This is a genomic window from Dyella sp. ASV21, from assembly GCF_016428975.1.
In the GTDB taxonomy this organism is placed as follows: domain Bacteria; phylum Pseudomonadota; class Gammaproteobacteria; order Xanthomonadales; family Rhodanobacteraceae; genus Dyella.
Genome location: NZ_JAELTT010000011.1, coordinates 71,107 through 95,922, shown reverse-complemented (window position 1 = coordinate 95,922; position 24,816 = coordinate 71,107). Strand labels below are relative to the sequence as shown.

The 24,816-nt window shown below is 64.3% G+C and carries 19 protein-coding genes and 1 pseudogene; 9 read left to right on the top strand and 11 right to left on the bottom strand.

Annotated features, from left to right (window positions below; all coding sequences use genetic code 11):
- The 3 genes and pseudogenes from JHD67_RS06135 to JHD67_RS06120 form a co-directional block, all read right to left on the bottom strand.
- The coding region (locus tag JHD67_RS06135) for a DUF6531 domain-containing protein (protein ID WP_199098352.1) at positions 1–4,117 on the bottom strand (4,117 nt) is incomplete at its 3' end.
- 370 nt (positions 4,118–4,487) lie between these two features.
- Positions 4,488–4,640: pseudogene (locus JHD67_RS06130) on the bottom strand (integrase core domain-containing protein); the annotation flags it as partial.
- Positions 4,641–5,155: 515 nt separating this feature from the next.
- A complete protein-coding gene (locus tag JHD67_RS06120) occupies positions 5,156–5,641 on the bottom strand; it encodes a hypothetical protein (protein WP_199098349.1) in 486 nt (161 codons plus the stop codon).
- A 266-nt stretch (positions 5,642–5,907) separates the two neighbouring features.
- On the opposite strand from JHD67_RS06120, the gene JHD67_RS06115 reads away from it, so the two are divergent.
- From JHD67_RS06115 to JHD67_RS06105, 3 genes are read left to right on the top strand one after another with little or no spacing between them, the layout of a single operon-like run.
- Positions 5,908–6,918 (top strand): ATP-binding protein, encoded by a 1,011-nt coding sequence (locus JHD67_RS06115; protein WP_199098347.1) that lies wholly within the window; start codon positions 5,908–5,910, stop codon positions 6,916–6,918.
- Complete coding sequence (ntrC, locus tag JHD67_RS06110; protein ID WP_199098345.1) at positions 6,911–8,311, top strand: nitrogen regulation protein NR(I); 1,401 nt, start codon at positions 6,911–6,913, stop codon at positions 8,309–8,311. The genes JHD67_RS06115 and ntrC overlap by 8 nt, the downstream gene beginning before the upstream one ends.
- Before the next feature lie 5 nt (positions 8,312–8,316).
- On the top strand, positions 8,317–8,772 hold the full coding sequence (locus JHD67_RS06105) for a GNAT family N-acetyltransferase (RefSeq protein WP_199098343.1): 456 nt from the start codon (positions 8,317–8,319) through the stop codon (positions 8,770–8,772).
- Between the two features lie 9 nt (positions 8,773–8,781).
- On the opposite strand, the gene JHD67_RS06100 is transcribed toward JHD67_RS06105, so the two are convergent.
- Together JHD67_RS06100 and JHD67_RS06095 are read right to left on the bottom strand one after the other, a co-directional pair.
- Positions 8,782–11,247, bottom strand: coding sequence for a GGDEF and EAL domain-containing protein (locus tag JHD67_RS06100; RefSeq protein ID WP_199098341.1), 2,466 nt, complete (start codon positions 11,245–11,247; stop codon positions 8,782–8,784).
- A 123-nt stretch (positions 11,248–11,370) separates the two neighbouring features.
- Positions 11,371–12,498: a hypothetical protein gene (locus JHD67_RS06095; protein ID WP_199098339.1), complete on the bottom strand. Its 1,128-nt coding sequence runs from the start codon at positions 12,496–12,498 to the stop codon at positions 11,371–11,373.
- Positions 12,499–12,615: 117 nt separating this feature from the next.
- Here JHD67_RS06095 and JHD67_RS06090 point away from each other — a divergent pair, with 117 nt between their 5' ends.
- Positions 12,616–13,899, top strand: a complete 1,284-nt coding sequence (locus JHD67_RS06090) for an acetyl-CoA C-acetyltransferase (RefSeq protein WP_199098337.1) — start codon at positions 12,616–12,618, stop codon at positions 13,897–13,899.
- Between the two features lie 31 nt (positions 13,900–13,930).
- Entirely contained in the window at positions 13,931–14,437 is a 507-nt protein-coding gene (locus JHD67_RS06085) for an energy transducer TonB (protein WP_199098335.1), read from the top strand.
- A 6-nt stretch (positions 14,438–14,443) separates the two neighbouring features.
- On the opposite strand, the gene JHD67_RS06080 is transcribed toward JHD67_RS06085, so the two are convergent.
- The 5 genes from JHD67_RS06080 to JHD67_RS06060 all read right to left on the bottom strand — a co-directional run bounded on the left by JHD67_RS06080 (position 14,444) and on the right by JHD67_RS06060 (position 19,195).
- The gene (locus tag JHD67_RS06080) at positions 14,444–16,309 is read right to left on the bottom strand and encodes a phospholipase D family protein (protein ID WP_199098333.1); all 1,866 of its coding nucleotides are present in this window, start codon (positions 16,307–16,309) and stop codon (positions 14,444–14,446) included.
- A gap of 22 nt (positions 16,310–16,331) precedes the next feature.
- Entirely contained in the window at positions 16,332–16,928 is a 597-nt protein-coding gene (locus JHD67_RS06075) for a YceI family protein (RefSeq protein WP_233171675.1), read from the bottom strand.
- Between the two features lie 24 nt (positions 16,929–16,952).
- Positions 16,953–17,426 (bottom strand): histidine phosphatase family protein, encoded by a 474-nt coding sequence (locus tag JHD67_RS06070; protein WP_199098331.1) that lies wholly within the window; start codon positions 17,424–17,426, stop codon positions 16,953–16,955.
- 39 nt (positions 17,427–17,465) lie between these two features.
- Complete coding sequence (locus JHD67_RS06065; RefSeq protein ID WP_199098329.1) at positions 17,466–18,098, bottom strand: ParA family protein; 633 nt, start codon at positions 18,096–18,098, stop codon at positions 17,466–17,468.
- A 68-nt stretch (positions 18,099–18,166) separates the two neighbouring features.
- Positions 18,167–19,195 carry a hypothetical protein gene (locus tag JHD67_RS06060; protein WP_199098327.1) on the bottom strand — a complete coding sequence of 343 codons (1,029 nt, stop codon included), beginning with the start codon at positions 19,193–19,195 and terminating at the stop codon, positions 18,167–18,169.
- Positions 19,196–19,359: 164 nt separating this feature from the next.
- Between JHD67_RS06060 and JHD67_RS06055 the strand changes: the two genes are divergently transcribed.
- Positions 19,360–19,560, top strand: coding sequence for an antitermination protein NusB (locus JHD67_RS06055; RefSeq protein ID WP_199098325.1), 201 nt, complete (start codon positions 19,360–19,362; stop codon positions 19,558–19,560).
- A 55-nt stretch (positions 19,561–19,615) separates the two neighbouring features.
- Here JHD67_RS06055 and speE read toward each other — a convergent pair whose 3' ends face one another.
- Positions 19,616–20,470, bottom strand: a complete 855-nt coding sequence (speE, locus tag JHD67_RS06050) for a polyamine aminopropyltransferase (protein ID WP_199098323.1) — start codon at positions 20,468–20,470, stop codon at positions 19,616–19,618.
- Between the two features lie 280 nt (positions 20,471–20,750).
- Here speE and speA point away from each other — a divergent pair, with 280 nt between their 5' ends.
- The 3 genes from speA to JHD67_RS06035 all read left to right on the top strand — a co-directional run bounded on the left by speA (position 20,751) and on the right by JHD67_RS06035 (position 24,805).
- The gene (gene speA / locus JHD67_RS06045; protein WP_199098321.1) at positions 20,751–22,640 is read left to right on the top strand and encodes a biosynthetic arginine decarboxylase; all 1,890 of its coding nucleotides are present in this window, start codon (positions 20,751–20,753) and stop codon (positions 22,638–22,640) included.
- Positions 22,641–22,834: 194 nt separating this feature from the next.
- Positions 22,835–23,620: a 3-hydroxybutyrate dehydrogenase gene (locus tag JHD67_RS06040; RefSeq protein WP_199098319.1), complete on the top strand. Its 786-nt coding sequence runs from the start codon at positions 22,835–22,837 to the stop codon at positions 23,618–23,620.
- Between the two features lie 6 nt (positions 23,621–23,626).
- Positions 23,627–24,805, top strand: a complete 1,179-nt coding sequence (locus tag JHD67_RS06035; protein ID WP_199098317.1) for a patatin-like phospholipase family protein — start codon at positions 23,627–23,629, stop codon at positions 24,803–24,805.
- Positions 24,806–24,816: the final 11 nt, after the last annotated feature.

Here is a 24,816-nt window from a genome sequence, read left to right as displayed (position 1 = left end):
CCTGCACGCTGACGTTGGCATAGCCGGGCGACTCGCCGACAAGGGCCAGGTAGTAGATTCCCGCCAGCGGCCTAGCTACCGTAACCGACTCACTGTTGCCGACATGCTTGGAGACGAAGTCGTAGATTGTTGCACTTGCTGGCGTGCCGTACTTCACGTAAAGGGTGACGTCACCCGTACCACCAAATGTGCGGAGCACGAGCGCCCGCGCGCCCGCTGGAACGGCCATGCCAAATGACGTGGTGCTTCCCGCCTGGCCCGATAACTTCACCGCAACGCCGTTCTGCAGCGGAGTAACCGCCACCCCGGGGCCAGCTATCTCTCCTGCCGCGTCGACCACTGCCACCGGAATATCGCCCAGCCAAACATAGTCGCGTCGAGTGACACCATATTCCCCAATGAGGTGATCCGTCTCGTCATAGACGTAGCGTGTAGCGCTGGCCTGCGGAAGGGCTGCCATCTTCTTGATACGCTGCCCAAGCGCATTGTAGGTATATGTGCCTACGGTTTGCCCGTTGCGCTGTGTCACGCTCAGGCGATTACGCCCGTTATAGCCGAATCCAAATGCCTCACCGCCTACCACGCTTGCCGTGGTGTTTCCGTTGGCGTCACTGACGCGCTGTGCATTTCCCACGCTCGTGAGTTGGTGTGTGCCGTTCTTGTAGCTATACACGCCACCACCCAAGCCTGACGACGTCTTGCTGAGGCGATCACCCGTCTTGTTATAGGTATAGCTTTCCAGGGTCACGCCAGCACTAGCTACGGTCGTGAGGCGATAGAGGGGGTCGTAGGCATAGGCCTCACTGGAGGGATTGGCTCCCGGCGCATTGCCCAGCGCGGCGATACTCCCCCCTGCGTCACGCTCAAAGTGCAAATTGAATGAAGGACTCACCAAATCGGTCAGCGCATAGTTAGCATCGTAGGTACGCGTAATCGTCTGTCCATTGCCCAGCGTATAGCTGGCCACAGGGCCGAAGGGCATGTAACTAATCGCGGTGACCACATTGCCGGCGCCGGCTCCACTTGCGCCAGGCGGCAGGACGGTGACGCCGCTGATGCGACCGACAGCATCCCGGGTGTATTGCACCGAGGTGCCACTTGGGCTCGAGATGCTAGCGAGGCGATCACCGGTCGTATAGCTGTACGTTGTTACATCGACTGACGCACCCTGGACCTGACTTTTACGGATGACGTTGCCATGGGCGTCATAACAGTAGGTTGTCGTGGCGTTGGTTTCGACCATACGTGTCAGTCGACCAACGGGGTAAGACACCGGACAACCCGTGACATTGCTGGGTTCGTCATAGAACAAGGCGGCATTCAACGAGCTATCGGCGTAAGCGGTGGCCGTACGACGATTCAACACATCGTACGCGTTACTTTTCACGTCGCCCTTGGCATTGGTGCTCTGAATTACATTACCGGCGGCATCACCAACATAAAGGGATGAGCCCGTGTCTGGACTTTGTAAAGTGATAAGTTGCCCCAGACCGTCGTAACCGTAAATGGTGTTCAGGCCATCAGGATCGCTAATGCCTTGTAAACGATCCATCGTGTCATAGGCGAAGACAACTTGAGCATCCTTGGTGGCGGTATCGACACCGTTGTAGTTGTCGATCGAACTTACGAGGCGTTTTAGCCCATCATAGACATACTTGCGTTGGATGCCGAGCGCATCGGCCACATGGATCAGGTTGCCCTCCGGATCATAGCTATCACTGTACGTGGCGTTGAATACCGGATGACTGAGGCCGTCGGTGATCTTGGTCAACTGACCCAACGCATTGAACGATCGAGAAATCGAGCTACGCACCGTGCCAAGGGCATCGACGATCTGCTCCTTTGTCTTATGGCCTGCACTATCCAGTGTGTAGTGGATTCGATGACCAAGTGCATCGGTTATATCGGTAAGTCGATGGGCTCCATCATAGGTATAACCAAAAAAGACGCCGTCCGGATCCGTTACTTTGACGACGTTACCCGTAGCATCGTAGTCAATTTCCGTGATCGCGTCGCTGGAAGACGGCGAGCCATCCACACTGGCGCGCACGACACGCTTAACTAGCCAGCCTCGCGGCGAGTAGGTGAAATCCGTGATCACACCATTGGCGTCGGATTGGCGCACCACGCGACCATTCGTGTCGTAGGCCAGGAAGCGCGTAGCCTGCCCCGCCGCATTGACCACCTGATAGAGATCGCCTGCGCGATGACACGCACCGCCCCATGCGCCACAACCTGATTCATCCGTCGACGAATAGTAGCTGTACCTGGTGACATCGAGCGCGTCGAGGCGCGGACCGTCCACGCTAAGCAACAGACCCGCCAGAGGGCACTGTGTGTTGTCTACCGCGTCGCAGTAGGTATAGACCCAACGACGCACCCCCGTCGGCACCGACCCGCCTGGAGCACAGACATAGCTGTCAGCCAGGGCGGAATCCATGTGACAGTAGGCGACCACTTGAGCTCGCGCGTTGTATGCCCATCCGGTACGCGCTTTGACACTGCCGCCGGCATCCGTCACCGTACGTGTCAGCGGCACCCGATTTGCGGTATCCCAGGAACTGGTTGTCGTACGTTGCGTGCTTTCGCCATAGGCTTCCGTTTTCGAGAGCAGAAGCCCTAGGGGGCTATAGGACGTCCGGGTGATGTGACCGTTAAAGTCGACAGCCTGTGTGGCGTAGCCATTGGCATCAAAAGCCTGCGAGGCAAAGCCCTGGCCGCAGCTGGGACCACAAGGCCCGCTCGCTGAACTGGCGCGCAGGGTTCCACTCGGCGTACTAAACCCGTAGGTAACCTGCACGCCGCTTGGATACGTCACCGTGCTGGTCTTATTGCTGCCATAACTGACCTGGGTAACATCGACGCCGCCAGCGGCCCGCGAGAGGACGGCTCGACCTTGGCTGTCATACCCGATATCCGTGAGACGGACACCTTTCTCATCGATCTCGCCTGTCAGGGCATGGGGAAGATTTGTGTTTGCCGTCAGGGCGCTCTCGTTATAGATGTACTGCCTATAGGTTGAGTCGGGATAGGCCACTTTGATCAGATTGCCGATGGCGTCGTAGCTGTAGCTGATCGCACTGCCATCCGGTTGCGTAATAGTCGCAACCCTACTCTGATCATTGTAGGTAAATGAAAGCTTTCGCCCCAACGGATCCGTGACCGCCAGCAGCAAGCCTGCTACCGGCGCAATGCTTGCCGGGGTCGATGCGTCACTATATGCAAAAGTAGTCCGCTGCCTGTTGGCATCAGCAATGGACTGCAATCGCCCCTGGGCGTCATAGCTTTCCAATGCAAGGGTCTCGGCGTCGATGTAGAACCAACCTGCCAATGCATTGGTGTTAGCGCTATACACAGGTGATAGCGTGTCTGCCACATCGGAGTCTGCCACCCAGGCACCCGACTGGAGAACAAATCTTAACTGTCGACCATCTGGCCTAAAGACGGTGGCAATGCTGCTCGACACATCGGTAAGGTATTCGACGCTTCGATCAAATGTGTGCCGCCAATGCGCCCCCACCGACGTCGACGCCACAGCCTGGTGACTATTGTAGAAGCGATGGAAGCTAAGCGATCCGAGGCTGATATCGGCATCATCTCGATACTCGTTGCCGGTACCAAAGTCGATAGCGTCACCGACGCAGTTGCACGGCTTGCCCAACGTTTTCTCAGCTTTAAAGCTATAAGCAGTGCCGTAGACCGAATCGCCGCCCCCGCAGTTGCCGCCTAGCGGCATATAAGCGAAGTGCCCACTGGTAGGGCCCGTTGGGTCGTTGTACAGGGTGTAATAACAGGGAAAGAAGCGGGCATAGCAGCCACGATAGGCGTCCCACCACGCGTTGATGGCCGCACCAACGGTCTCAAAACCACGGCCGCCACCCGTGCATCCCAGCGAATAACTGTATGGAGGACCATAAAAGACGCTTTCGTTAGCCGCGACCAAGCTACTAAAAGCAGTATTGATGGGCCCACTAACAAAGCCTGTCGCATTTGCACTGGTTGCTGCAGGCACCGGCCAACCACTGGAAGCGGCCGGCGAATATGCGTAGACAGGCGGCATCAAGCACCCGAGCAAAACAAACCAGCAAGCCATCAACGCTATGCGGCGAGCAATCATCCTTGGCCCCTTAGACACTCGATCATCCTGGTCGAACGCAGACCAGTACATAGAGAATTGAGCAAGCACGACCCTCAGAAGATCACGGGCAACCCGATTTCTTGCTTAGGATCCATCAAGCTAGGCGGCCGCGCCGACTTTGATGCCAGCCCTACCGCGCGCCTCACCGTCCCCTCCCCAGGGGTAAAAACACCTTCTCACAAAACTTAGCCACGTCGCAATATATTGCGACCCAGGGGCGATCGATCCATTGAGGAGGGCGGCCGGCGGGGCCTCATGCTCGCTCAGCGCCCCCGCACAAGCACCCACGAACCCGCGAAAGTGATGTGTCAAAGCGAGCTCGTTCTGAAGTCAAAACACGGCGGGCGGGAGGAATTTCCTGGTTGTCGTCGGCCAGCCATCGCTCGGTCCACCCCCGTCCCTCGGTCAGCGTCCGGAACGCATACATGTCGAGCACACCCAGGCGGTAGCTGCCGTTGAAACGTCCGACGAAGCCGTTTTGCAGCGGTCGTCCGGGCTCAGTCCTCGGGCACTTTCGCCCCGCCCGATCGCCTCGTTCCCCACCCGCGGGTTGCGCTGGATCGGTACCGACGCGATGGTCGCGTCAGGATATCTGCACCCCTTGCGATGAAGCCTGCTTTCGGCAGTTGCCGGCTCACGGCCTCGCTGAGGCCGCCGATCTGTCCCTGCTACCTCACCCGCTCACGCGATGCCCACAGCGTTTTGGTATCCGGCACCCGGTCGCTTGGTTCCCGTCCTGCAAGATGCTGGAAGCTCGACCGATCCAGCACCTGATACTCCAGGGCTGCGTCAGGCAGGTTGTACACCTGCCTCCAAAGCGACGGCAGGATAATCGACTTGAATGCGCTCGTGGCGGAGTTGGAACCGGGGCGGAATGTTCCGCCGGTCCGGCTTACAGCCTCTTTCAGCGCCCACGGAAAAGGCGACGCGCGTCGCCTTCCAGGCGAATCGTCTGGATCGGAAAGCCCGGGGTCTCGTTAGCGGGGATGCGGTCCGCTGCACCTGGTACCGCGCAAGCTATGGAAAGTGCCCCCGGATAAGCGCGTGAATGCGCCGCCAGAACTGCGCCGGCGTTAACGTCTCGACGGGTGCACGCTGCGGCCACACCTGCATGATGGCCGCGCGATAGGTCTCGGGCGAAGGACCCAACGCCGAGCCAATCAGGTGGGTCGGGACCGTCGTGGCAGCGAAACGCGGGTACATCAGCCGCGCCACATCCTCGAACTGGCCGCGATCCGTGGCGCCTTCAGCAAAGACCAGCAAGGCAACCTGGATGCCGCAGCGCGTGCAAGGCACTTCCTCGACGCGTAGGACGCCGGCCGGCACCGGGGACCCGGCCGTTAATGGCGGTGGGCGGCTCGGACCACCGATCGACTCCAGCGCCCCGACGATCGCCATCGACAAGGGCTCCAGCAGCGCGCGTCGCGTGGCAAACATCGGCTCGTGTTCGTCGCCAGCGATCTCCGTCACCACACAGGTTTGGCCTGAAGCCGTGCCGGTCAACTGCCGTCCTTTGGAGCACAGACTTTGCTCGCAATTTCATCAGTCCCGCCCGGAGCAGTCCCAACGTAAGTAGCCGATAACAGGAGGATGATCAGACTATGGCTCAGATTTCCAATACAAGGTCTGTGCTTATGGCTGCTCCGGTGCACAGACTATGGGCGCTAGATCCGTACAGACTTTGCCGCTAGGAACATTAGCCCGCCACAGCTCGGCGCTCCTCCCCTTTTTACATTGCACCACGCCGGCGCATTGTCCATGATGGTGCAATGAATGAGACGGTGAGCCGGAAGTGGGCTGAGCCGCTGGCGACTGGGGTGGCGCTGGTGGATGGGCAGTTGCGCCTGTTGTGGGTGAACCCGGCGTTGGCGGAACTGTTGGCGATTGGGCCGCGTAGTGCGGTGGGCCAGTCGTTGGCGGTATTGCTGCACCATCCGGATTGGATGGCGCTGGCCGCGCGTGCGCTGCAGGAGCCGTCGCCGCTGCAGTTGCGCGGCATCGAAGTGCCTTCGCTGCGTGGCGACGCGGGGCGCATGGATGTATCCATGCAGAGCCTGCCCAGTGGCGAGTTGCTGGTGGAAGTGCATGCGCTGGCGCCGCCAGTAGCGACGCAGACGCCGCTGTCCGCCACCTTGCGCGGCTTCGCTCACGAGGTGAAGAACCCCTTGGCGGGGCTACGTGGCGCGGCGCAGTTGTTGCAACGTCGGGTGGATGACGACCAGCTGCGCGCACTGGCGGGCCTGGTGATTGCGGAGGCGGACCGCTTGGGGGCGCTCGCCAATCGCCTGCTGCGCCACGATGGTGCGGCGCAGTTGGGTCCGGTGAATATCCACGAACAATTGGAGCGGCTGGGCGATCTGTTGTTGGCCGAGCCCTTGGCGCCCACCTTGCGCCATGACTACGACCCGAGTCTGCCCGACGTCTATGGCGATGCCGATCGCCTGCTGCAGCTGCTGCTCAATCTGGCGCGCAACGCCATCGAAGCCGGCGCGCACTCGCTCAGCTTTCGCACGCGTGCCGAGGCGGCCGTGCGCCTGGGTGAGCGTGTGGTGCGCATGGCGTTGCGGGTGGATGTGATCGACGACGGCCCGGGCGTGCCCGCGAGCCTGCGCGACACGTTGTTCGAACCGCTGGTCTCTGGCCGCCCCGATGGCAGTGGGCTCGGCTTGGCGCTGGCGCGTGAGATCGCGCGCGAACACGGCGGTGAGTTGCGTTACGTCAGCCGTGCTGGCGAGACGGTGTTTTCCCTCTATCTGCCTATGGGCCACGCACATGACTGAGCCACGCCATGACATCTGGATCGCCGACGACGATCGGGCCGTGCGTTTTGTGCTGGCCGAAGCGCTGCGCGATGCCGGGCTGCAGGTGCGCGAATTCAGCGACGGCGACGAAGTGCGCGCGGCCTTGCGCGACGCGCGCCCGGCCTTGCTGCTGACCGATGTGCGCATGCCGGGCGAAAGTGGCCTGGCGTTGCTGGAAGCGTTGACGGCGCAAGGTGTGCGGCCGGTGATCGTGATGAGCGCTTATACCGACGTGGCTACCGCCGCCGCCGCTTATCGCGCGGGTGCGGTGGATTACCTGGCCAAGCCATTCGATCTGGATCAGGCGGTGGCTGCGGTACAGCGCGCCCTGGCCGATGTGCCGACGGCGCATGCCGCCCCGGTGTCGGTACCGCTACCCACGCATGCATTGCTTGGGGAAAGTCCGGCGATGCGGGAAGTTTTTCGTTTGATCGGCCGCGTGGCGGCGAGCGATCTCAATGTACTCATCACCGGCGAAACCGGTACCGGCAAGGAGCTGGTGGCGCGTGCGCTGCACGAGGAGAGTGCGCGCCGCGACAAGCCTTATATCGCGCTCAACACAGCGGCCATTCCCAGCGAGTTGCTGGAAAGCGAATTGTTTGGCCACGAAGCCGGTGCGTTCACGGGTGCCACGCGCCGTCATGCCGGCCGCTTCGAGCAGGCCGAGGGCGGTTCGTTGTTTCTCGATGAGATTGGCGACATGCCGCTCGCCTTGCAGACGCGCTTGCTGCGCGTGCTGGCCGGCGGCGAGTTCTATCGCGTGGGTGGTCGCGAGTTGATTCGCGGCAACGTGCGCATTATCGCGGCGACGCACCAGGACCTGGATGCGCGCGTGGCCGCAGGCCAGTTCCGCGCCGACCTCAAGCATCGGCTGGATGTGGTGCGCATTGAGTTACCGCCGCTGCGGCAACGGCGCGGCGATATCCCGTTGCTGGCGCAGCACTTCCTGGCCGGCGCGGCGCAGGAGCTGAAGCTGCCGCCCAAGCGCTTCTCCAAAGCCGCGTTGAAGGCCATTGCGCAGCGCGACTTCCCCGGTAATGTGCGTGAGCTGGAAAACCTGTGCCGTCGTCTCGCGGTGATCGCGCCAGGCGCGGAAATCCTGCCTTCGGACCTGGGCGCCGCACCGGCCACGGCTGGCGCCGGCGGTTGGACGGACGCGCTGCGTGAGTGGGCGGCCCAGGCCATTGCCGATGGCGAGTTGGATATCCACACGCGCGCCCGCGAAGCACTGGACCATACCTTGCTGCAAGCCGCGCTGGCCGCGCATGAGGGGCACCGACAACATGCCGCCGCCGCGCTGGGCGTTGGCCGCAATACCTTGACCCGCAAATTGGGTGCGTCGCGCACGCGGCGCCCGAACAAACCTGAGTAATCGCCATGAGCATCCTGATCCGCCTCGCCCAACGCACCGACGCTGCCCATATCGCGGAGTGGAACCGCGCAATGGCCTGGGAAACCGAGGCCAAGGCATTGGACCCGGCCGTGCTCGCGCGCGGTGTCGCCGCGGTGTTTGACGAACCGCGCCGTGGCTTCTATCTGCTCGCCGAGCGTAACGGCGAGCCGTGCGGTTGCCTGTTGGTGACCTATGAATGGAGCGATTGGCGCGCGGGCGATTTCTGGTGGGTGCAGAGCGTGTACGTGGTGGAGGCGGCACGCCGCGAAGGCGTGTTCCGCCGGCTGTACGAGGATGTGCAGCAGCGCGCGCTCAAGGCCGGCGCCGTGGGTTTGCGCTTGTACGTGGAAACGGAGAACGAGCGGGCGCAGCGCACTTATGCCGGCCTGGGCATGGAGCGCTGCCACTACTACATGTACGAAGCCGAATTCGCCGGCTGAGTCCGCGGCTTATACCGTTTGCAGGTGCAGGCTCAGTTCGTCCGGCGGCAGCGCCGTGCCAAACAGAAAGCCCTGCATCAGTGAGCAACCGGCGCGGCGCAGGTGTTCGGCCTGCGCGGAGGTTTCCACGCCTTCGGCCACCACGATCATGTCCAGTCCGTGCGCCATGGTGATGATGGCGTCGGTGATGGCGGCGTTGTCGGGGTCGCTGGCGATATCGCGCACGAACGTGCGATCGATCTTCAGCGCGTCGATGGGGAAATACTTGAGGTAGGAAAGGCTGCAATAGCCCGTGCCGAAGTCATCCAGCGCCAGGCTGACACCCAGGTCCTTGATGCGCTGCATGAGCGCGCGGCTTTGGTCACCGGCGGACATCACCATGCGCTCGGTGAGTTCCAGTTCAATCAGCGACGGCGGCAGTTGCGCATCTTCGAGCGAGGATTTCAGCGCATCGTGGAATTCGGGGTGATGGAACTGCGGTGCGGCCACGTTCACTGCCACCACGATGGGGGTACCGGCCCGATACCATTCGCCCGCTTGTCGGCAGGCTTCGCGGATCACCCATTCGCCCAGCGGTACGATCAGCCCGGTTTCCTCGGCGACGGGGATGAACTGATCCGGGGCATATACCTCGTGGCCGTCCACCAGCCAGCGCAGCAAGGCTTCGGCGCCGACGATGCTGCCGTTGCGCGCATCTACCTTGGGTTGGTAATGCAGGCGCAGGTCGCCGCGCAGCAGCGCCTTGCGCAGTTGCTGTTCGATGCGCAGGCGCGCGGCGGGGCGCTCGCTCATGGATGGCGTGTAGAAGCGATAGCCGTTGCGGCCGTGCACCTTCACTTCGTAGAGCGCGGTGTCGGCATTGCGCAGCATGGCTTCGGCATCGGCGGCATCCTCGGGATACACGCTGATGCCGACGCTGAAGGTGACGTTGAAGTCATTCATCTTGCTGGCGCTGGAGTTTTGCCACAGTCGCATCAGCTTTTCGCACAGCTGGCGGGCGCCCATGCGGCCATCCACATGCGACAGCAGCACGGCGAACTCGTCGCCGGCAATGCGGCTGACGGTGTCTTCGTTGCGCAGGGTGCTGCGCAAGTGGCTGGCGAAGTTGCGCAGCAGCGCGTCGCCGGTCACGTGGCCGAGGGTGTCGTTGATCTGCTTGAAGTGGTCCAGATCGATATGCAGCAGGGCTGCCTGGTCGTGACGGCGCATGGCCGCGGCCAGCACCTGTTCCAGGCGCGACTGCAACAGGCTGCGGTTGGGCAGGCCGGTGAGCGTGTCGTGTTGCGCGAGGTGGGCCATTTTCAGGGCCAGGGCGCGCGTTTCGCTGACATCGTGAAACACCAGCACGCCGCCGATCACGCTGCCTGCATGGTCGTGGATGGAGGCGGCCGAGTCCTCGATGGGCGTTTCGAAGCCATTGCGATGAAGCAGCACTGCGTTGCCCTTGAGCTCGACGATGGCGTCGCGGTCGATGGCGTCCAGCAGCGGATTGCTGAGCGGCTCACGGGTGCGCGCATCGATCAGCCGGAACACCTCGCTCATGGGTTTGCCGACGGCTTCGGCGTGGGTCCAGCCGGTCATCGCTTCGGCGATGGGGTTGAGCGACGTCACGCGGTGCTGCAGGTCGGTGGTAATCACCGCGTCGCCGATGGAGCGCAGGGTCACCTCGGCGAGTTCGCGTTCGCGGAACAAGGCCTCTTCGTAGGCTTTGCGCTGGCTGATGTCCTGGATTTGCGCCACTGCGTGATAAGGGTCGCCCTTGACATTGCGCACCAGCGATACGCTGACCAGCACGTGCACCACGTGGCCGTCGGCATGGATGTAGCGCTTCTCCAGCTGATAGGACTCGCATTCGCCGGCCATCAGCGAGCGGGCCATGTCTTGCGACACGGCGAGGTCGTCGGCGTGGGTGAGATCGAGTAGCGAGCGTGAGAGCAGCTCCATCTCGCCGTAGCCGAGCATCTGGCACAGCGAGCCGTTCACGCGCAGCATGCGGGCATCCGGCGTGACCAGCGCCATGCCGATGGGAGCGTGCTGGAAAGCGCCGTAGAAGCGTTGCTCGCTTTCGCGCAGTTGCATCTCCAGCGTGTAGCGGGCGGTGATGTCGATGAAGACGGTGAACACGCCGCGAACCTGGCCGTGTTCATCGAAATCGGGCTGGAAGTTGCCGTGCACGTAGGAGCGCGCGGCGCCGGCGAACAGCTCGCCTTCGTAAACCGCCGGCTCGCCGGTCAGGGCTTGGTCGAGGCAGTAGCCGGCGTGTTCCAGGCTCCAGCGGTCGAGCACCTCTTCCACGGTGCGCCCCACCATGTCCTTGGGCGCAATGCCCATCCACGTCTGGTGCGTGTCGTTGACGAAGCGGAAGCGGCGTTCGCGGTCGATGTAGGTGATCAGCGCGGGTGCGCCTTGCAGCACATGGGCTGGCCATTGCGCCGCACCACCTGCGGGTTCGAACTCGCTGTCGTTTGGCACCATCGATGGTCCGCCGTTGACGCTCCCCCGCGCCCTGCCCGGGCATCATGCGCTAAGTGCGGGCGGCTGTGCAGCCGGTACGCGACGCAGGCCCGGTTTGTTTGTGACGAGGCGCGCGCTTGCCGCTCAGTGCAGCGGCGTGTCCGGGGCGCCGAGCTGGCCGTCGGCGTCCAGTTGAATGCGGCCCAGCGCGTGCAGGTCCGGAGCCACGTCGAAGCGGTCGGCCAGGGCCGCCACCAGCGGTCCCAGCGCCTTGGGGTGCAGCGGGTAGCCGTGGGCCAGCACGCGGGCGCGGCCGCCATCACCGCGCTGGGCCAGGGTAACCGCCACCACGCCGAGGCCGGGGGCCTCGTGGGCGTACAGGGCCGGGGCATCGTAGGCCGGGTCGGCGTCGGCCAGGGCTTCCAGCAGATAGCCGGACGTGGGCACGCCATCGGTCAGCACCAGCGGCAGATGGTGGGCATCCAACAGGGCGGCGTATTGGCGCAGCTCGAAGACGATGCCCGCCATGTCGTGCGCACGCTGTTCAAGCGGCCCGCTTTGCTGGCGCAGCCAGTGGGCGGGCGACTGCGCCTGCACCTTGCCCTCGCGGTAGTGCAGGGTAAGGCCGCGCGCGCTGAGGGTGGCCTCGTCGCGGTACGGGGTCAGCAGGGCGGCCTCCAGCAAGGTCCACAGCGGCGCCAGGTTCACGTGCTCGTACTGCACGCAGGTAAGCGCCAGCAGGTCGTTGCGGCTGAGATAGCGGGCGTGCTCCAGGCGGACGCCCAGCGTGCGCATCAGCCAGTCCGAGGTACGGGCGCCGGCTTCGCCTCGGCCCACCAGTTCCACTTCCAGTTGGTCGGACAGGCTTTCGACCAGTGCCTCGGGCGCCAACAGCGAGATCGGCAGCAGGCGCATGGGGCCATCGGCGTAGATGGCTTCGGGCTCCAGCGGCTGCGCCGGCATGTGGCCTTCGTGGGTGCCAAAGGCCACGACGTTCTCCAGATGCCCGCGGGGCACGCGACGGGCCAGTTCGTCCAGGGTGGCCCAGACCGGGAAGCCGGGACGCAGCAACTCCACCGCATCGAACAGCGCACCGGCCACGGCCAGGCGGGCTTCGCTTACCTGGGGCACCAGGCCGTGCAGGTCGGCGGCAATCAGTGCGGCCAGTTCGGCCGCTTCATCGCGACTTAGCGTGCGCCGCGCATGGGCATCGCCGGCGGACAGTTCCAGGGCCAGCACGACGGGCAGGGCGACGAGTGTTTGAGCTTCCACGGATGACAAACCCGAACGGCAAAGAACCAAATTCTAGCATTCGGGGGTTTTTGGGCTTCCGTGCCGTGGCGGAGCGGGTTAGCCTTGTGGACTCGGCTTTTTTGGACTGTTCCAGCCATGGACAACACGCTCAAGCGCGTCGGTGTGATCGGCGGCGTACGTATTCCGTTCTGCCGCAACAACACCGCTTACGCCGATGTCGGTAATTTCGGCATGTCGGTGAAGGTGCTGGGGGCACTCGTGGAGCGCTATGGCTTGCACGGCGTAGAGCTGGGCGAAGTGGCCATGGGCGCGGTGATCAAGCACTCCTCGGAGTGGAACCTGGCCCGCGAGGCGGTGCTCTCTTCGGGCCTGGCCCCGACCACGCCGGCCATCACCACGGCGCGCGCCTGCGGTACCTCGCTGGACAACGCCATCATCATCGCCAACAAGATCGCCACCGGGCAGATCGAAGCCGGTATTGCCGGCGGTTCGGACACCACCAGCGACGTACCGATCGTGCTGGGCGAGCGCCTGCGCAAGCGCCTGCTGGCGATGAACCGCGCCAAGTCTTGGCAGGACAAGCTGCGCGCCGCCACCCAGGGCTTTTCCTTCAAGGAGTTCAAGCCGGCGTTCCCGGGCGTGGCCGAGCCGCGTACGGGCATGTCCATGGGCGATCACTGCGAGAAGATGGCCAAGGAATGGCACATCAGCCGCCAGGCGCAGGACCAGTTGGCGCTGGATAGCCACCACAAGCTGGCGGCTGCCTACGACGCCGGCTTCTTCGAGGACCTGGTGGTGCCGTTCCGCGGCTTGAAGCGCGACGGTTTCCTGCGTCCGGATTCCACCTTGGACAAGTTGGCCACGCTCAAGCCGGCGTTCGACAAGACTTCCGGCCACGGCACGCTCACGGCGGGCAATTCCACCGGCCTGTCCGATGGCGCCGCCGCCGTGCTGCTGGGCACCGAAGCGTGGGCGAACCAGCGTGGCCTCAAGGTGCAGGCCTGGTTTCGCGATGCGGAAGTGGCCGCGGTGGACTTCGTCCACGGCGAGGGCCTGTTGATGGCGCCGACCATCGCTGTGCCGCGCATGCTGGCGCGCCATGGCCTGACCCTGCAGGACTTCGATTTCTACGAGATCCACGAGGCCTTTGCCGCCCAGGTGCTGTGCACCCTGCGGGCATGGGAGAGCGCGGATTACTGCAAGAACCGCCTGGGGCTGGACCAGCCGCTGGGCGCCATCGACCCGGCCAAGCTCAACGTGAACGGCTCCAGCCTCGCCGCTGGTCATCCGTTCGCCGCCACGGGCGCGCGCGTGATCGCCACGCTGGCTAAGTTGCTGGAACAGAAGGGTTCGGGCCGTGGCCTGATTTCCATCTGCACCGCGGGCGGCATGGGCGTCACCGCTATCCTCGAGCGCTGAGCGCTCGTCGTCGGGCGCATCGCGGAAGGGCATGTTGCGACTGCGCACCACGTTTGGCCTGAGCTTGCTCGCCCTGATCCTGGGCGTGGCAGGCACGGCTTGGCTCAGCACGTTGACCGATACATGGGCCGGACCACCGGGCCACGCCGAGGCGCACGCGAGCAAGGTGCGCACGCTGTTGCGAAGGCACCCGCGCGGTGCGCGAGTCGTGGATGCCGCGGACACGTCCGCGCCGGCGGCCACGGCGACACGCCCCGAGCCTGTTCCCGAATTGACCCCGCTGGAGATGCCGTCGCTGTCGGCTGGCCTCTGGACGCGTGAGGTCTGGCGGGAGGGCAAGGTCGAGCTCAGCCTGCGCGTGGACGGCACCGGCCGCGTGCAGCAGGCCAGCGTGGCGCACAGTAGTGGCGATGCAGGCTTGGATGCGCGCGCGGTGCGCACCGTGCTTGGCTGGCGTTTTGCGGTGCCGGCGGATCACCCGGAGGGATTGAGCGGCCGTCTGGTGATGCGTTTCGAGGACAGTGCGGCGAGCCTTTGAGCGTTCTTAGAGAATGCCCTTTACACCGCCCCCGAACGCCGTGATCAGGCGCGTGTAAACCAGCTTGGGAGACACCGCCACTTCCGGGAAATCGCCCACCGGCGTGTAGCAGGCGAAAAAGCCCGGGTCGCTGGGGCGCATTGGCGTGCAGCCGGCCTTGAGTTCGTAGCTGGTGGCGTAGCGGTACGGCCACAGGTCGAACACGGGCAGGCTGGCGGAAACGTCACCGATGGCCATGCTCAATTCGCTCTGCTGGCGCGGTCCCACCACCCAGGCATTCTCCGGCTGGGTGTCGCGCAGGATGCTCTCGCGCAGCTCGTTGGCGAAGCGGGCGTCGTACACGATCACGCCGGCCTCGGTGTTGTAGTGGTCCGAGCGCGGATCGAAATTGTGCGAACCGACCATGGCGAAGTCGTCATCCACCACGATGGATTTGGCGTGCAGGCCAAAGCGGCGCCCTTCGCTGGTGAGCGGCGCGGGCCGGTTGCGGCGGGTGCTGCCGTGGCTGCCGAGCAGGCCACGCTCGGTACCGATGCGCCGACGTACCTTGGTCATGCCGGGGGACGTTGGCATGGGGCCGCCATCGTCGGCGGCGTCGGCGTTGTCGTCGGTGGGGCCGGCCGCGTGCGGCTTCATCTCGTAGATCTCGAAACCGTAATCCTTGAGGTAGCGTTTGCGGTGCTTGTAGGAGATCGCATAGACCGCAAACGCATCGGTGGACGCGAGCGAGTTGGTGGACACGACGATGCGTGGTGGCGTGTCGCGTTGGTGCAGCTTGCTGAAGATGTCCTGCGCGCGCTTGCTGAGCACCAGGTAGGGCGTTTGCAGCACGACCTCGCGCTGGGCGGCGTTGACCATGCGCATCACGTGCGCGGTGAATTCGTGCGCGCTGCGCTTTTGCGGGTCCTGGGTCTTGGCCGGCAGGTCGCTGAAGAAGTCCACGCGACCGGTGCGCAGGGTTTCCGAGACGAGTGCGTCTTCCAGCCAGTCGTCGTCCTCTGCCTCCTCCTGCACGCGCGCCACGCGTTGCGGATGCGCATAGTGCGGCGCCGGCCAGGGACCCGGGGGTTCGCTATCGAGGATGCGGCGATTGACGTCGCGCAGTTGCGTGAGCGGAACAGCACGCTTGTGCGTCCAGAAGGTATCGAAGCTGCTGGCCATGGCGCGGGCGGCGGGGCCGCCGACCATCACGTCGCGGTCGACGTAGTCGAATTCGTTGTCCCAGTCGAAATAGCGATCCTGGTAATTGCGTCCGCCGGTGATGCCGATGGTGTCGTCCACCAGCAGCAGCTTGTTGTGCATGCGCTGGTTGAACTTCATGAAACAGCACACGATGCCGGCGCCGAACTCGACGGCGGAGGTTTGCGCCTCATGGAAGGTGGGGTTGTACAGGCGTATTTCGAGATTTTCGTGCGCGCTGGCCAGGCGTTGGAGCAGGGCGGAGTCGCCGAAGGAAAACAGCTGGTCGGCCAGGATGCGCACCTTCACCCCGCGACGTGCCGCCTGCAACAGCTCGTTGAGCACCAGTTGGCCGGTGTCGTCCTGATCCCAGATATAGGTCTGTACGTCGATGCTGTGCTGGGCGGCGCGGATCAGGTTGAGCCGCGCGACCATCGCCGCCTCGCTGTCGTTGAGCAGGGTGACCACGTGCACCGGCTCGGCGTCGGTGGAGTCCGCCAAGGCCTGGCGCGCGGCATCGAGCAGTGGCGAATCGATGGCGCAGTGGTCCTCCCGCGGGCAGTCCAGCGTGCGCACCACCGTGTTCGCCACGATGGCATCGGCGCGACGCACGCGCGAAGGCGCCACGCTGCATCCCGCCGAGAGCAGGATCGCAACAAGCAATAGGGAAAGGGCGATCCCGCGTTGGCGCATGAGGCGATGATACGGATGCTTGCTATCGCTTGGCGTAATCCAGGCTGATCATCAGGCCAAGTTCCACGTTGTCCGACAGCGCGGTGCGGTGTCCGTTCATGCCGAAGTCGCTGCGCTGGATGGTGCCGCGTACCGCGATCACGCATTGCTGGGGTGTTTCCAGCGGGCAGCGCGATGGCAATAGTTCAAAGCGCGCAGGCCGGGTGATGCCGCGCAGAGTGAGGGTGCCATCCAGGTCGCCGCCCTTTTCCAGCATGGCCAGCGCAATGGGCTCGGACACGAAATGGATCGACGGGTAGCGCGAGGCGTCGAAGAACTCTGGCGCCAACACCCAGCGGCGAACCCGCTCGGAGCCCATGCGGATGCTGTCCACGGTGATGCGCGCATCCACCACGGCGGTGTCGTGCAGGCTGCTCAGGGTGACGTCGCCGTCGATTTCCTCAAAGCGTCCGCCGATCTGGCTGAGCCAGAACAGGCGGACGCCGAAGTCGGCATGCGAGCGTGCGGGGTTGATGCGGTAGTCGGCCGCATGGGCGGGTAGGGCGTTGAGGATCAGCCCTGCCAACGCCACGGCCATCCAGGCGAGCCGGTGACCGTTCCACGGAAAGATCGACGGCATGTAGAGCACGCACGGAGCTTCCGATCAGGGTGACCAGAAAGCGTCCAGTCGCGCGTTGCCCGGCTCAAGCGGGCCATTGAGATGCAGCACGGCGAGGCCGGCGGGCGGCATGCCGCGGAATTCGTCGGAGCGACCTTCCACCAGCAGCGCCACCAGGCGCTCGATGCCCGGATTGTGGCCCACCAACATGACAGTGCCGGCATCGCCATGCTGGTCGAGCAGCGCCAGCAGTTCGCCGGGCGTGGCGTCGTAGATGTCGTCGGACAATTGCGGGGCGGGCGCGTGCGGCAGCGACGCCAGAGCCAGCTTGGCGGTGTCGCGCGTGCGTTCGGAGGGCGAGCACAGGACGCGGTCCGGCTTGACCCCGTGCGAGGCAAGCCATTGGCCGGCTGCCCGCGCCTCCTGCTCGCCGCGCCCACTCAGGCGCCGATGGGGGTCCTCCCCTCCGGCAGTGGCCGGTTGGGCTTCGGCGTGGCGCAACAGGATGAGTTCGTGCATGACATGTGCTCCTAGATCGGCCGTGGTTGGCCGCGTGATTCATTGCTGGCGCTTGATCCAGCGCAGGAGGTGTTTCCAATCCTCCTGGTGACTGCGAACGTTCTCGGATGCGTAGTCGAAAATTCCCTTGCCCAATGCGGTCAACAGCACGTAGGCCTGGCTATCGCGCAGCTGCGCCACCACTGGGAAGGGGGACTGCTCGGCGACACGGGCCATCGCGTCCTGGCTGGCGTTGGTCCACGGCTTGAGGCGATTGCCCACCAGGCCCACCGGCAGCTTGCCGCGCTTGATGCGGTTGATCTGCGAAAGGTGCTGCAGGAAGTCGAACGTGGCATCGAGATCGAAGGTTGACGGCAGCACCGGTACCAGCAGCACGTCGGCCTTTTCGAGGTAGGGTTCCAGGTCGCGTTCCTGCGAACCGGCGGGGGTGTCGATCAGTACGCGCTGGGTGTCGGCGGGGAGCTTGTCCAGCGCCCTGCGACCACCTTCCAGCGCCAGCACGCCGGGCACGTTGTCCGGTCGTTGCGCGGCCCAGCGATAGCCCGATTGTTGGCGGTCCGCATCGACGATGGCGGTGCGTTTGCCATCCTGCGCCCAATGCGAAGCCAGCTGGGTGACCAGCGTGCTCTTGCCGCAACCGCCTTTGCTGCTTGCTACCAGTACCGTCAGCATCTCGCTGCCCCTGTGTCCAAGCTTGGGCCAAGCCTACACGATGGTTGGGGCAGCGAGGCAAGCGCGGATCAACTGGCCTTGTTCGGCTGCCAGTCGGCCGGGGCGTCGACGTTGATGTTGTAGTCGTGCAGCGCGGTGAGCATCAGGCTCATCTCGGTGCCGCCCGAGCGGGCCAGCGACAACAGGTGCTGCGCCAGCGCGGCGTCGCCCTGGGCACGGGCGGACAACTGGGCGAAATTCTGCACCTGCCACACGAGGTTGCGGCGGGCATGGCGGGCGTCCTCCTGCTGGGACGGGTCGTCGGCCAGCACTTCGCGCAGATGCAGGCCAAGTGAGCGGGCCAACGGGCTGGAGCTCCATTCCAGCACCTTGCCCAGCTTGAGACAGTCGGCCTTGAGCGCGGCGTCGCCGCTGCCCTCCTCGCACAAGCGCGAGGTGGCTTGCAGGCCCGGCTGCGGCTGGGTCTCGGCCAGGCCGAAGACCATCATCACCTGTACCCCGACGGCCCCGGTGGCCGACAGCGGGTTGATGACCGCCGGCGGCGGCGGCAGCAGGGTGACCGTAGTGGCCAGCGCCTTGAGGCTGGTGCCGGTGTAATCGTCGTACAGCTTGGCTGAAGCGGCCTTGGCGACGTCTTCGCGGGCTGCATCGTTCTTGCCGTCGCGCAAGTCCTGGCCGAGCTTGAGCAGCCACACGGCGGCGTTGTCCGGTGCTTGCTTGACCAGCGCGTTCATGGCGTCCACGTTGGGGCAGCCGTCGGCCTTGGCATCGCAATCGCTCAGGCGCACCCAATTGATCTCGGGGCCCGCGCCTTCAGCTTGCGAGGCGCGCGAAATCAGGGTGTGGAAGCTGTTGAATTCCGGCAGGTCCTTCAGCGGACGGGCCAGCAGGGCTCCGCCCAGCAGGGGCAGCGGGGCGGCCTGCGGGGCGATCACGCTCACCAGATCTTTCTGGAACGCGAGCAGCGCCTGGTTCCGTGTGGAGGCCGGCTTGTCGACCGGTGGCGTCGCGGTTTTGGCAGGGGGCTTGGCGGCCACGGCCGGGGCCGCGAGCGTTGCGAAAACCAGACCGAGCGTTAACAGGCGCCATCCACGCATGGAAATTCCTTCTGACATCGAAGCGGCCAGCATACCGCTCCCGCATTAAGCTCGCCTGATCCACAGGACGGGCGCGACGGGAGATTGCGTCCTGGCTTGCTAGCATGGCTGCTTGGCGACGCCCCGGGGTGGATCGTCATCCCGCGCAGCACAGGAGACAGGTAGTGAACGAGCTTTCCATCTTGGCCGACGGCCGGGCGACCCCTTGGTTCGTGGGCTGGGGCACGCTGGCGCTTATCAATGCGGGGTTGGCCCAGGGCAAGAATCGCAGCGGCCTGTTGTGGTTTCTGCTGTCGCTGGTGTTCGGCCCGTTTGCCACGCTGGTGCTGGTACTGATGCCCAAGGCCCGCCAGACCCTGTTCTGAAAACGACAAAGCCCGCCGCCGTTGCCGGCAGCGGGCCTTGCATGAGGGCGGGGAATTACTCGCCCAGTGCTTCGCGCAGGAATTCCGGCTGGGCCAGCGCCGCCTTGTGCATATCGGCGTTGTAGTAGCGGGTCGGGAAATTCTTGCTCAGCGCGCCGCGCTCGCGGAAACCGGCCAGGTCGCCGCCCTTGCGCACCATGGTGCAGCTCCACCAGCCGGTGGGGTAGCACGGCTGCGGGAACGGCAGCGTCTTCACCGCGCTGAAGCCGGCGGTGCGCATGGCCGAACGCATGGACTTGATCAGCTCCAGGTGGGCCAGCGGCGACTCGGACTGCTGCACCAGGATGCCGCCGTGGCGCAGGGCCTTGTAGCAGCTGGCGTAGAAGGCGGCGTTGAACAGGCCTTCGGCCGGGCCGACCGGATCGGTCGAGTCCACGATGATGAGGTCCAGCGATTCCGGCTCCGCCTCGGCCATGTACTTGATGCCGTCGATGAACAGCAGCTCGGCGCGCGGGTCGTTGTTGGATTCGCACAGTTCCGGGAAATACTGCTCGGCCAGACGGGTGACGCGCTCGTCGATCTCCACCTGCACGGCGTGTTCCACTTCCTCGTGCTTGAGCACCTCACGCAGCGTGCCGCAGTCGCCGCCGCCGATGATCACCACGCGCTTGGCGCGCGCATGGGTGAACAGCGCCGGGTGGGTCATCATCTCGTGATAGAGGAAATTGTCGCGGCTGGTGAGCATCACGCAGCCGTCGATCACCATGAGATTGCCCCAGTCGGTGGTCTGGTAGATCTCGATGGTCTGGAACGGGGTTTTCTCGGCATGCAGCAGCTTCTCCACGCGATAACCGATGGAGGAGCCGGAGGCCTGATGGGCTTCGGTGAACCAGGTGGGGTGCTGCGACATGGGTTGATCCTGACAAACGATGGGGTCAAAGAACGCCAATTGTAGCCGAACTGGCGCCGATATCCGCCGAACCGACTGGAACGGCGGTGGGCACATTGTCACAAGACACCGTTACAATAGCCGTCCGGACTGCCGCGCGATGTCGCCGCAGGCCGCCTGGTCAACCCGGCCCCGCGGCGTGCGAGGCTTCCGGCCGGCTGACTTTGCTTTCGTCAAGGCTCCGCCGCTGCGACGACATGTTCAGGGTGTGTCACGCCCGCTGCATTTTAAGGAACCCTCCATGTCGAAGCACTGGAACATCGACGCTGCCCGCCATACGTACGCTGTCCCGCACTGGGGCGATGGCTACGTGGACGTCAACGACGCCGGCCACATCGTGATGCGCCCCAAGGGCGTCACCGGCCCGGCGCTGTCGCTGCCGGCCATCGTGGATCGCGCCCGTTCGGAAGGCCTGCGCCTGCCGCTGCTTGTGCGCTTCCCCGATATCCTTGCCGATCGCCTGAAGCGTCTTCAGGACGCCTTCGCCAAGGCCATCGGCGAATGGAACTACGCGGGCGGCTACACCGCCGTCTACCCGATCAAGGTGAACCAGCAGCGCGGCGTGGCCGGCGAGCTGGTGGCCGCCGGTGAACACGGTTTCGGCCTGGAAGCGGGCTCCAAGCCCGAGCTGATGGCCGTGCTGGCCATGGCCCGCCCCGGCAGTATCGTGATCTGCAACGGCTACAAGGACCGCGAGTACATCCGCCTTGCCCTGATCGGCCGCAAGCTGGGCCTGCGCGTGCACATCGTGATCGAGAAGCTCTCCGAGCTCGATCATGTGTTCACCGAAGCCGAAGCGCTGGGCGTGGAGCCGCTGCTCGGTGTGCGCGTGCGCTTGGCCTCCATCGGCGCGGGCAAGTGGCAGAACACCGGCGGCGACAAGGGCAAGTTCGGCCTCTCGCCCAGCCAGGTACTGACCCTGGTGGAGCGGCTGGACCAGGCCGGCCTCAAGCACACGCTGAAGCTGCAGCACTTTCACATGGGTTCGCAGATTTCCAACGTGCGCGACATCGCCAATGGCATGCGCGAAGCCACGCGTTACTTCGTGGAACTCAAGCGCATGGGCGTGCCGCTGGACATCGTGGACGTGGGCGGTGGCCTTGGCGTGGACTACGAAGGCTCGCGCTCGCGCAGCCACAACTCCATCAACTACTCCATCGAGCAGTACGCGGCCACCATCGTGCAGTCGCTGGCCGAGGCCGTGGCGGAGGAAAACCTGCCCGCCCCGCACATCATCACCGAGGCCGGCCGCGCCATGACCGCGCATCACGCGGTGATGGTGGTGAACGTGACCGAGGTGGAACCGGTGCCCGACGGCCACATTCCCGCGGCCCACGAGCACGAGCCGGCGGTGCTTCGCCGCTTGCGCGAAACCTGGCACGAACTGGACAAGCGCCCGGCGCTGGAGCTGTTCCACGAAGCCCAGCACCACTTGGTTGAAGGCCAGACGCTGTATGCGCTCGGCCAGCTCAACCTGGAAGACCGCGCCCGCCTGGACGACATGTACTACGCCATCGCCAACGCCGTGCGTACGCGCCTGCTGCCGGCCGAGCGCTCGCATCGCCAGGCGATGGACGAGCTGGACGAAAAGTTGGTGGACAAGTACTTCGTCAACTTCTCCGTGTTCGAGTCGGTGCCGGATATCTGGGCCATCGATCAGATCTTCCCGATTGCCCCGATCGCCCGCCTGGACGAGGAGCCCACACGCCGTGGCGTCATCGTGGACCTCACCTGCGATTCCGACGGCCGCATCGACGACTACGTGGATGCCGAAGGCGTGGACGTGAGCCTGCCATTGCATGCGCTGAAGGACGAAGAGAGCTATCGCCTGGGCATCTTCATGGTTGGCGCGTACCAGGAAACGCTGGGCGATATCCACAACCTGTTCGGCGACACCGACGCGGTGAACGTGCGAGTGGACGGCGACTCCTACGTATTCGCGCACAAGCGTCGCGGCGACACCACCGACTTGATGCTCGACTATGTGGGCTACGACCTGGAGGCACTGCGCCGCAGCTACCGCGAGCGCATCGCGGCGGCGGGCGTGCAGGGCGAGGCGGCAGAGCAGTTGTTTGTCACCTTGAATGAAGGTTTGACGGGATATACCTACCTTTCCGAGGGTGTGCGCTAACTGCGCGAATGCCGTGCATCTTCGCCGTCTTGCCCGCTTTCGCAGGAATGACGGCGCAGGGAGCCGCGGTTGAATGGTCCATTCGTCGCATGGCCCCACACCGCAAGCTATGACAGCCTGTGTCGTCAACGACGGCGCAGGCGATAACCTGACACCGTTTCTGCTTTCCCCGTTCCCCATCGATAGGAGTGGTTATGGCAAGTCTCGACGGCAAGGTGGCACTCATCACGGGCGCGGCTAGCGGCCTGGGCAAGGCGATCGCGGAGCTGTACGCCAAGCATGGCGCGGCAGTGGCCATCGCCGATATCAATCAGCAGGCGGCCGACGCGACCGCCGCCGAGATCAACGCGGCCGGCGGCAAGGCGATCGGCATCGCGATGGACGTCACCGACGAAAACGCCGTGAATGCGGGTACCGACAAGGTAGTCGCGGCCTTCGGTCACCTGGACATTCTCATTTCCAACGCGGGCGTGCAGATCATCAACCCGATCGATCAGTTCGCCTTCGCCGACTGGAAGAAGATGCTCGCTATTCATCTGGATGGCGGCTTCCTCACCACCAAGGCCGCGCTGCAGCATATGTACAAGGACGATCGCGGCGGCATCGTGATCTACATGGGCTCGGTGCATTCCCACGAAGCCTCCAAGCTCAAGTCCGCCTATGTAGCCGCCAAGCATGGCCTGCTCGGCCTGGCGCGCACGCTGGCCAAGGAAGGTGCCGCGCACAACGTACGTTCGCACGTGATCTGCCCGGGCTTTGTGCGCACGCCGCTGGTGGAGAAGCAGATTCCCGAACAGGCCAAGGAGCTGGGCATCAGCGAAGCGGACGTGATCAAGAACGTGATGCTCAAGGACACCGTGGACGGCGTATTCACCACGGTGGAGGACATCGCGCAGACCGCGCTCTACCTCGCCACGTTCCCCTCGGCGGCGCTCACGGGCCAGTCCATCGTGGTCAGCCACGGCTGGTACATGCAGTAAGCCGCCATGGACGTCGCCAAGCGTGCTCCCTCCAAGGCGGAACTGGCCGAGGCGGTAAAGCGTGACTACCGCACGGTCGCCCTGGTATTGCAGGGCGGCGGTGCGTTGGGCGCTTACCAGGCTGGCGTGTACCAGGGCCTGGATGAGGCCGGCATACGGCCCCACTGGGTGGCCGGCATTTCAATCGGTGCCTTGAACGCGGCGATCATCGCCGGCAATCCGCCCGAGCACCGGGTGGAGCGCCTGCGCGAATTCTGGCAAACCATCTGCCGTCCGCCGCTACTGCCACTGTGGCCCACTATCCCGCTCGATCCGGGCGCCTGGGAGCTGCCATGGCAGAACGGCTTGAGTGGCTGGGCGGCGCTGCGCGCGCTGACCGAAGGGCAGCCGGGCTTTTTCACTCCGCGTCCGTTTCCACTGCTGCCGTGGCGGGCCTCGCCCACCACGGCAAGCTGGTACGACACCTCGCCGTTGAAAGGCACGCTGGAGCGGCTGGTCGATTTTGATCGCATCAACCACAAGACCTCCATGCGGGTGTCGGTAGGCGCGGTGAACATCCGTACCGGCAACTTCGTCTACTTCGACAATACCGAAGGTACGTTGCGTGCGGAGCACTTCATCGCCTCCGGCTCGTTGCCGCCCGGCTTCCCGGCCACCGAGATCGACGGCGAGTTCTATTGGGACGGCGGCATGGTTTCCAACACGCCGCTATACAAGGTGCTGCTGGATTCAACCTGCCGCGACTCGCTGATCTTCCAAGTGGATTTATGGAGCGCGCGGGGCGACGTACCGCGTGATCTGGCCGAGGTCACTTCGCGGGCCAAAGACATCCAGTACTCCAGCCGTACGCGCTTGATCACCGAATACATGAGCATGCGTCAGCGCCAGCAGCGGATGCTGCAGGAGCTGATGGCGCTGGTGCCGGAAAATCAACGCCAGCAGCCGGCCTATCGCCAGGCGGAAATCTACGCAGGTGGCGCGCTGGTGAACCTGTTCCACCTGATTTATCGCAACAAGCCGTACGAAGGGCATTACAAGGATTACGAGTTCAGTCTGGGCAGCATGCATCAGCACTGGGACAGCGGCATGGACGACGTGCAGTGCACCCTGGCCGAGCCGCAATGGTTCGAGCGGCCGAGCGCGGAGCATCCCTTCGTCACCCACGACATTCATTGTGAAGACTGAAACAGCAGGAA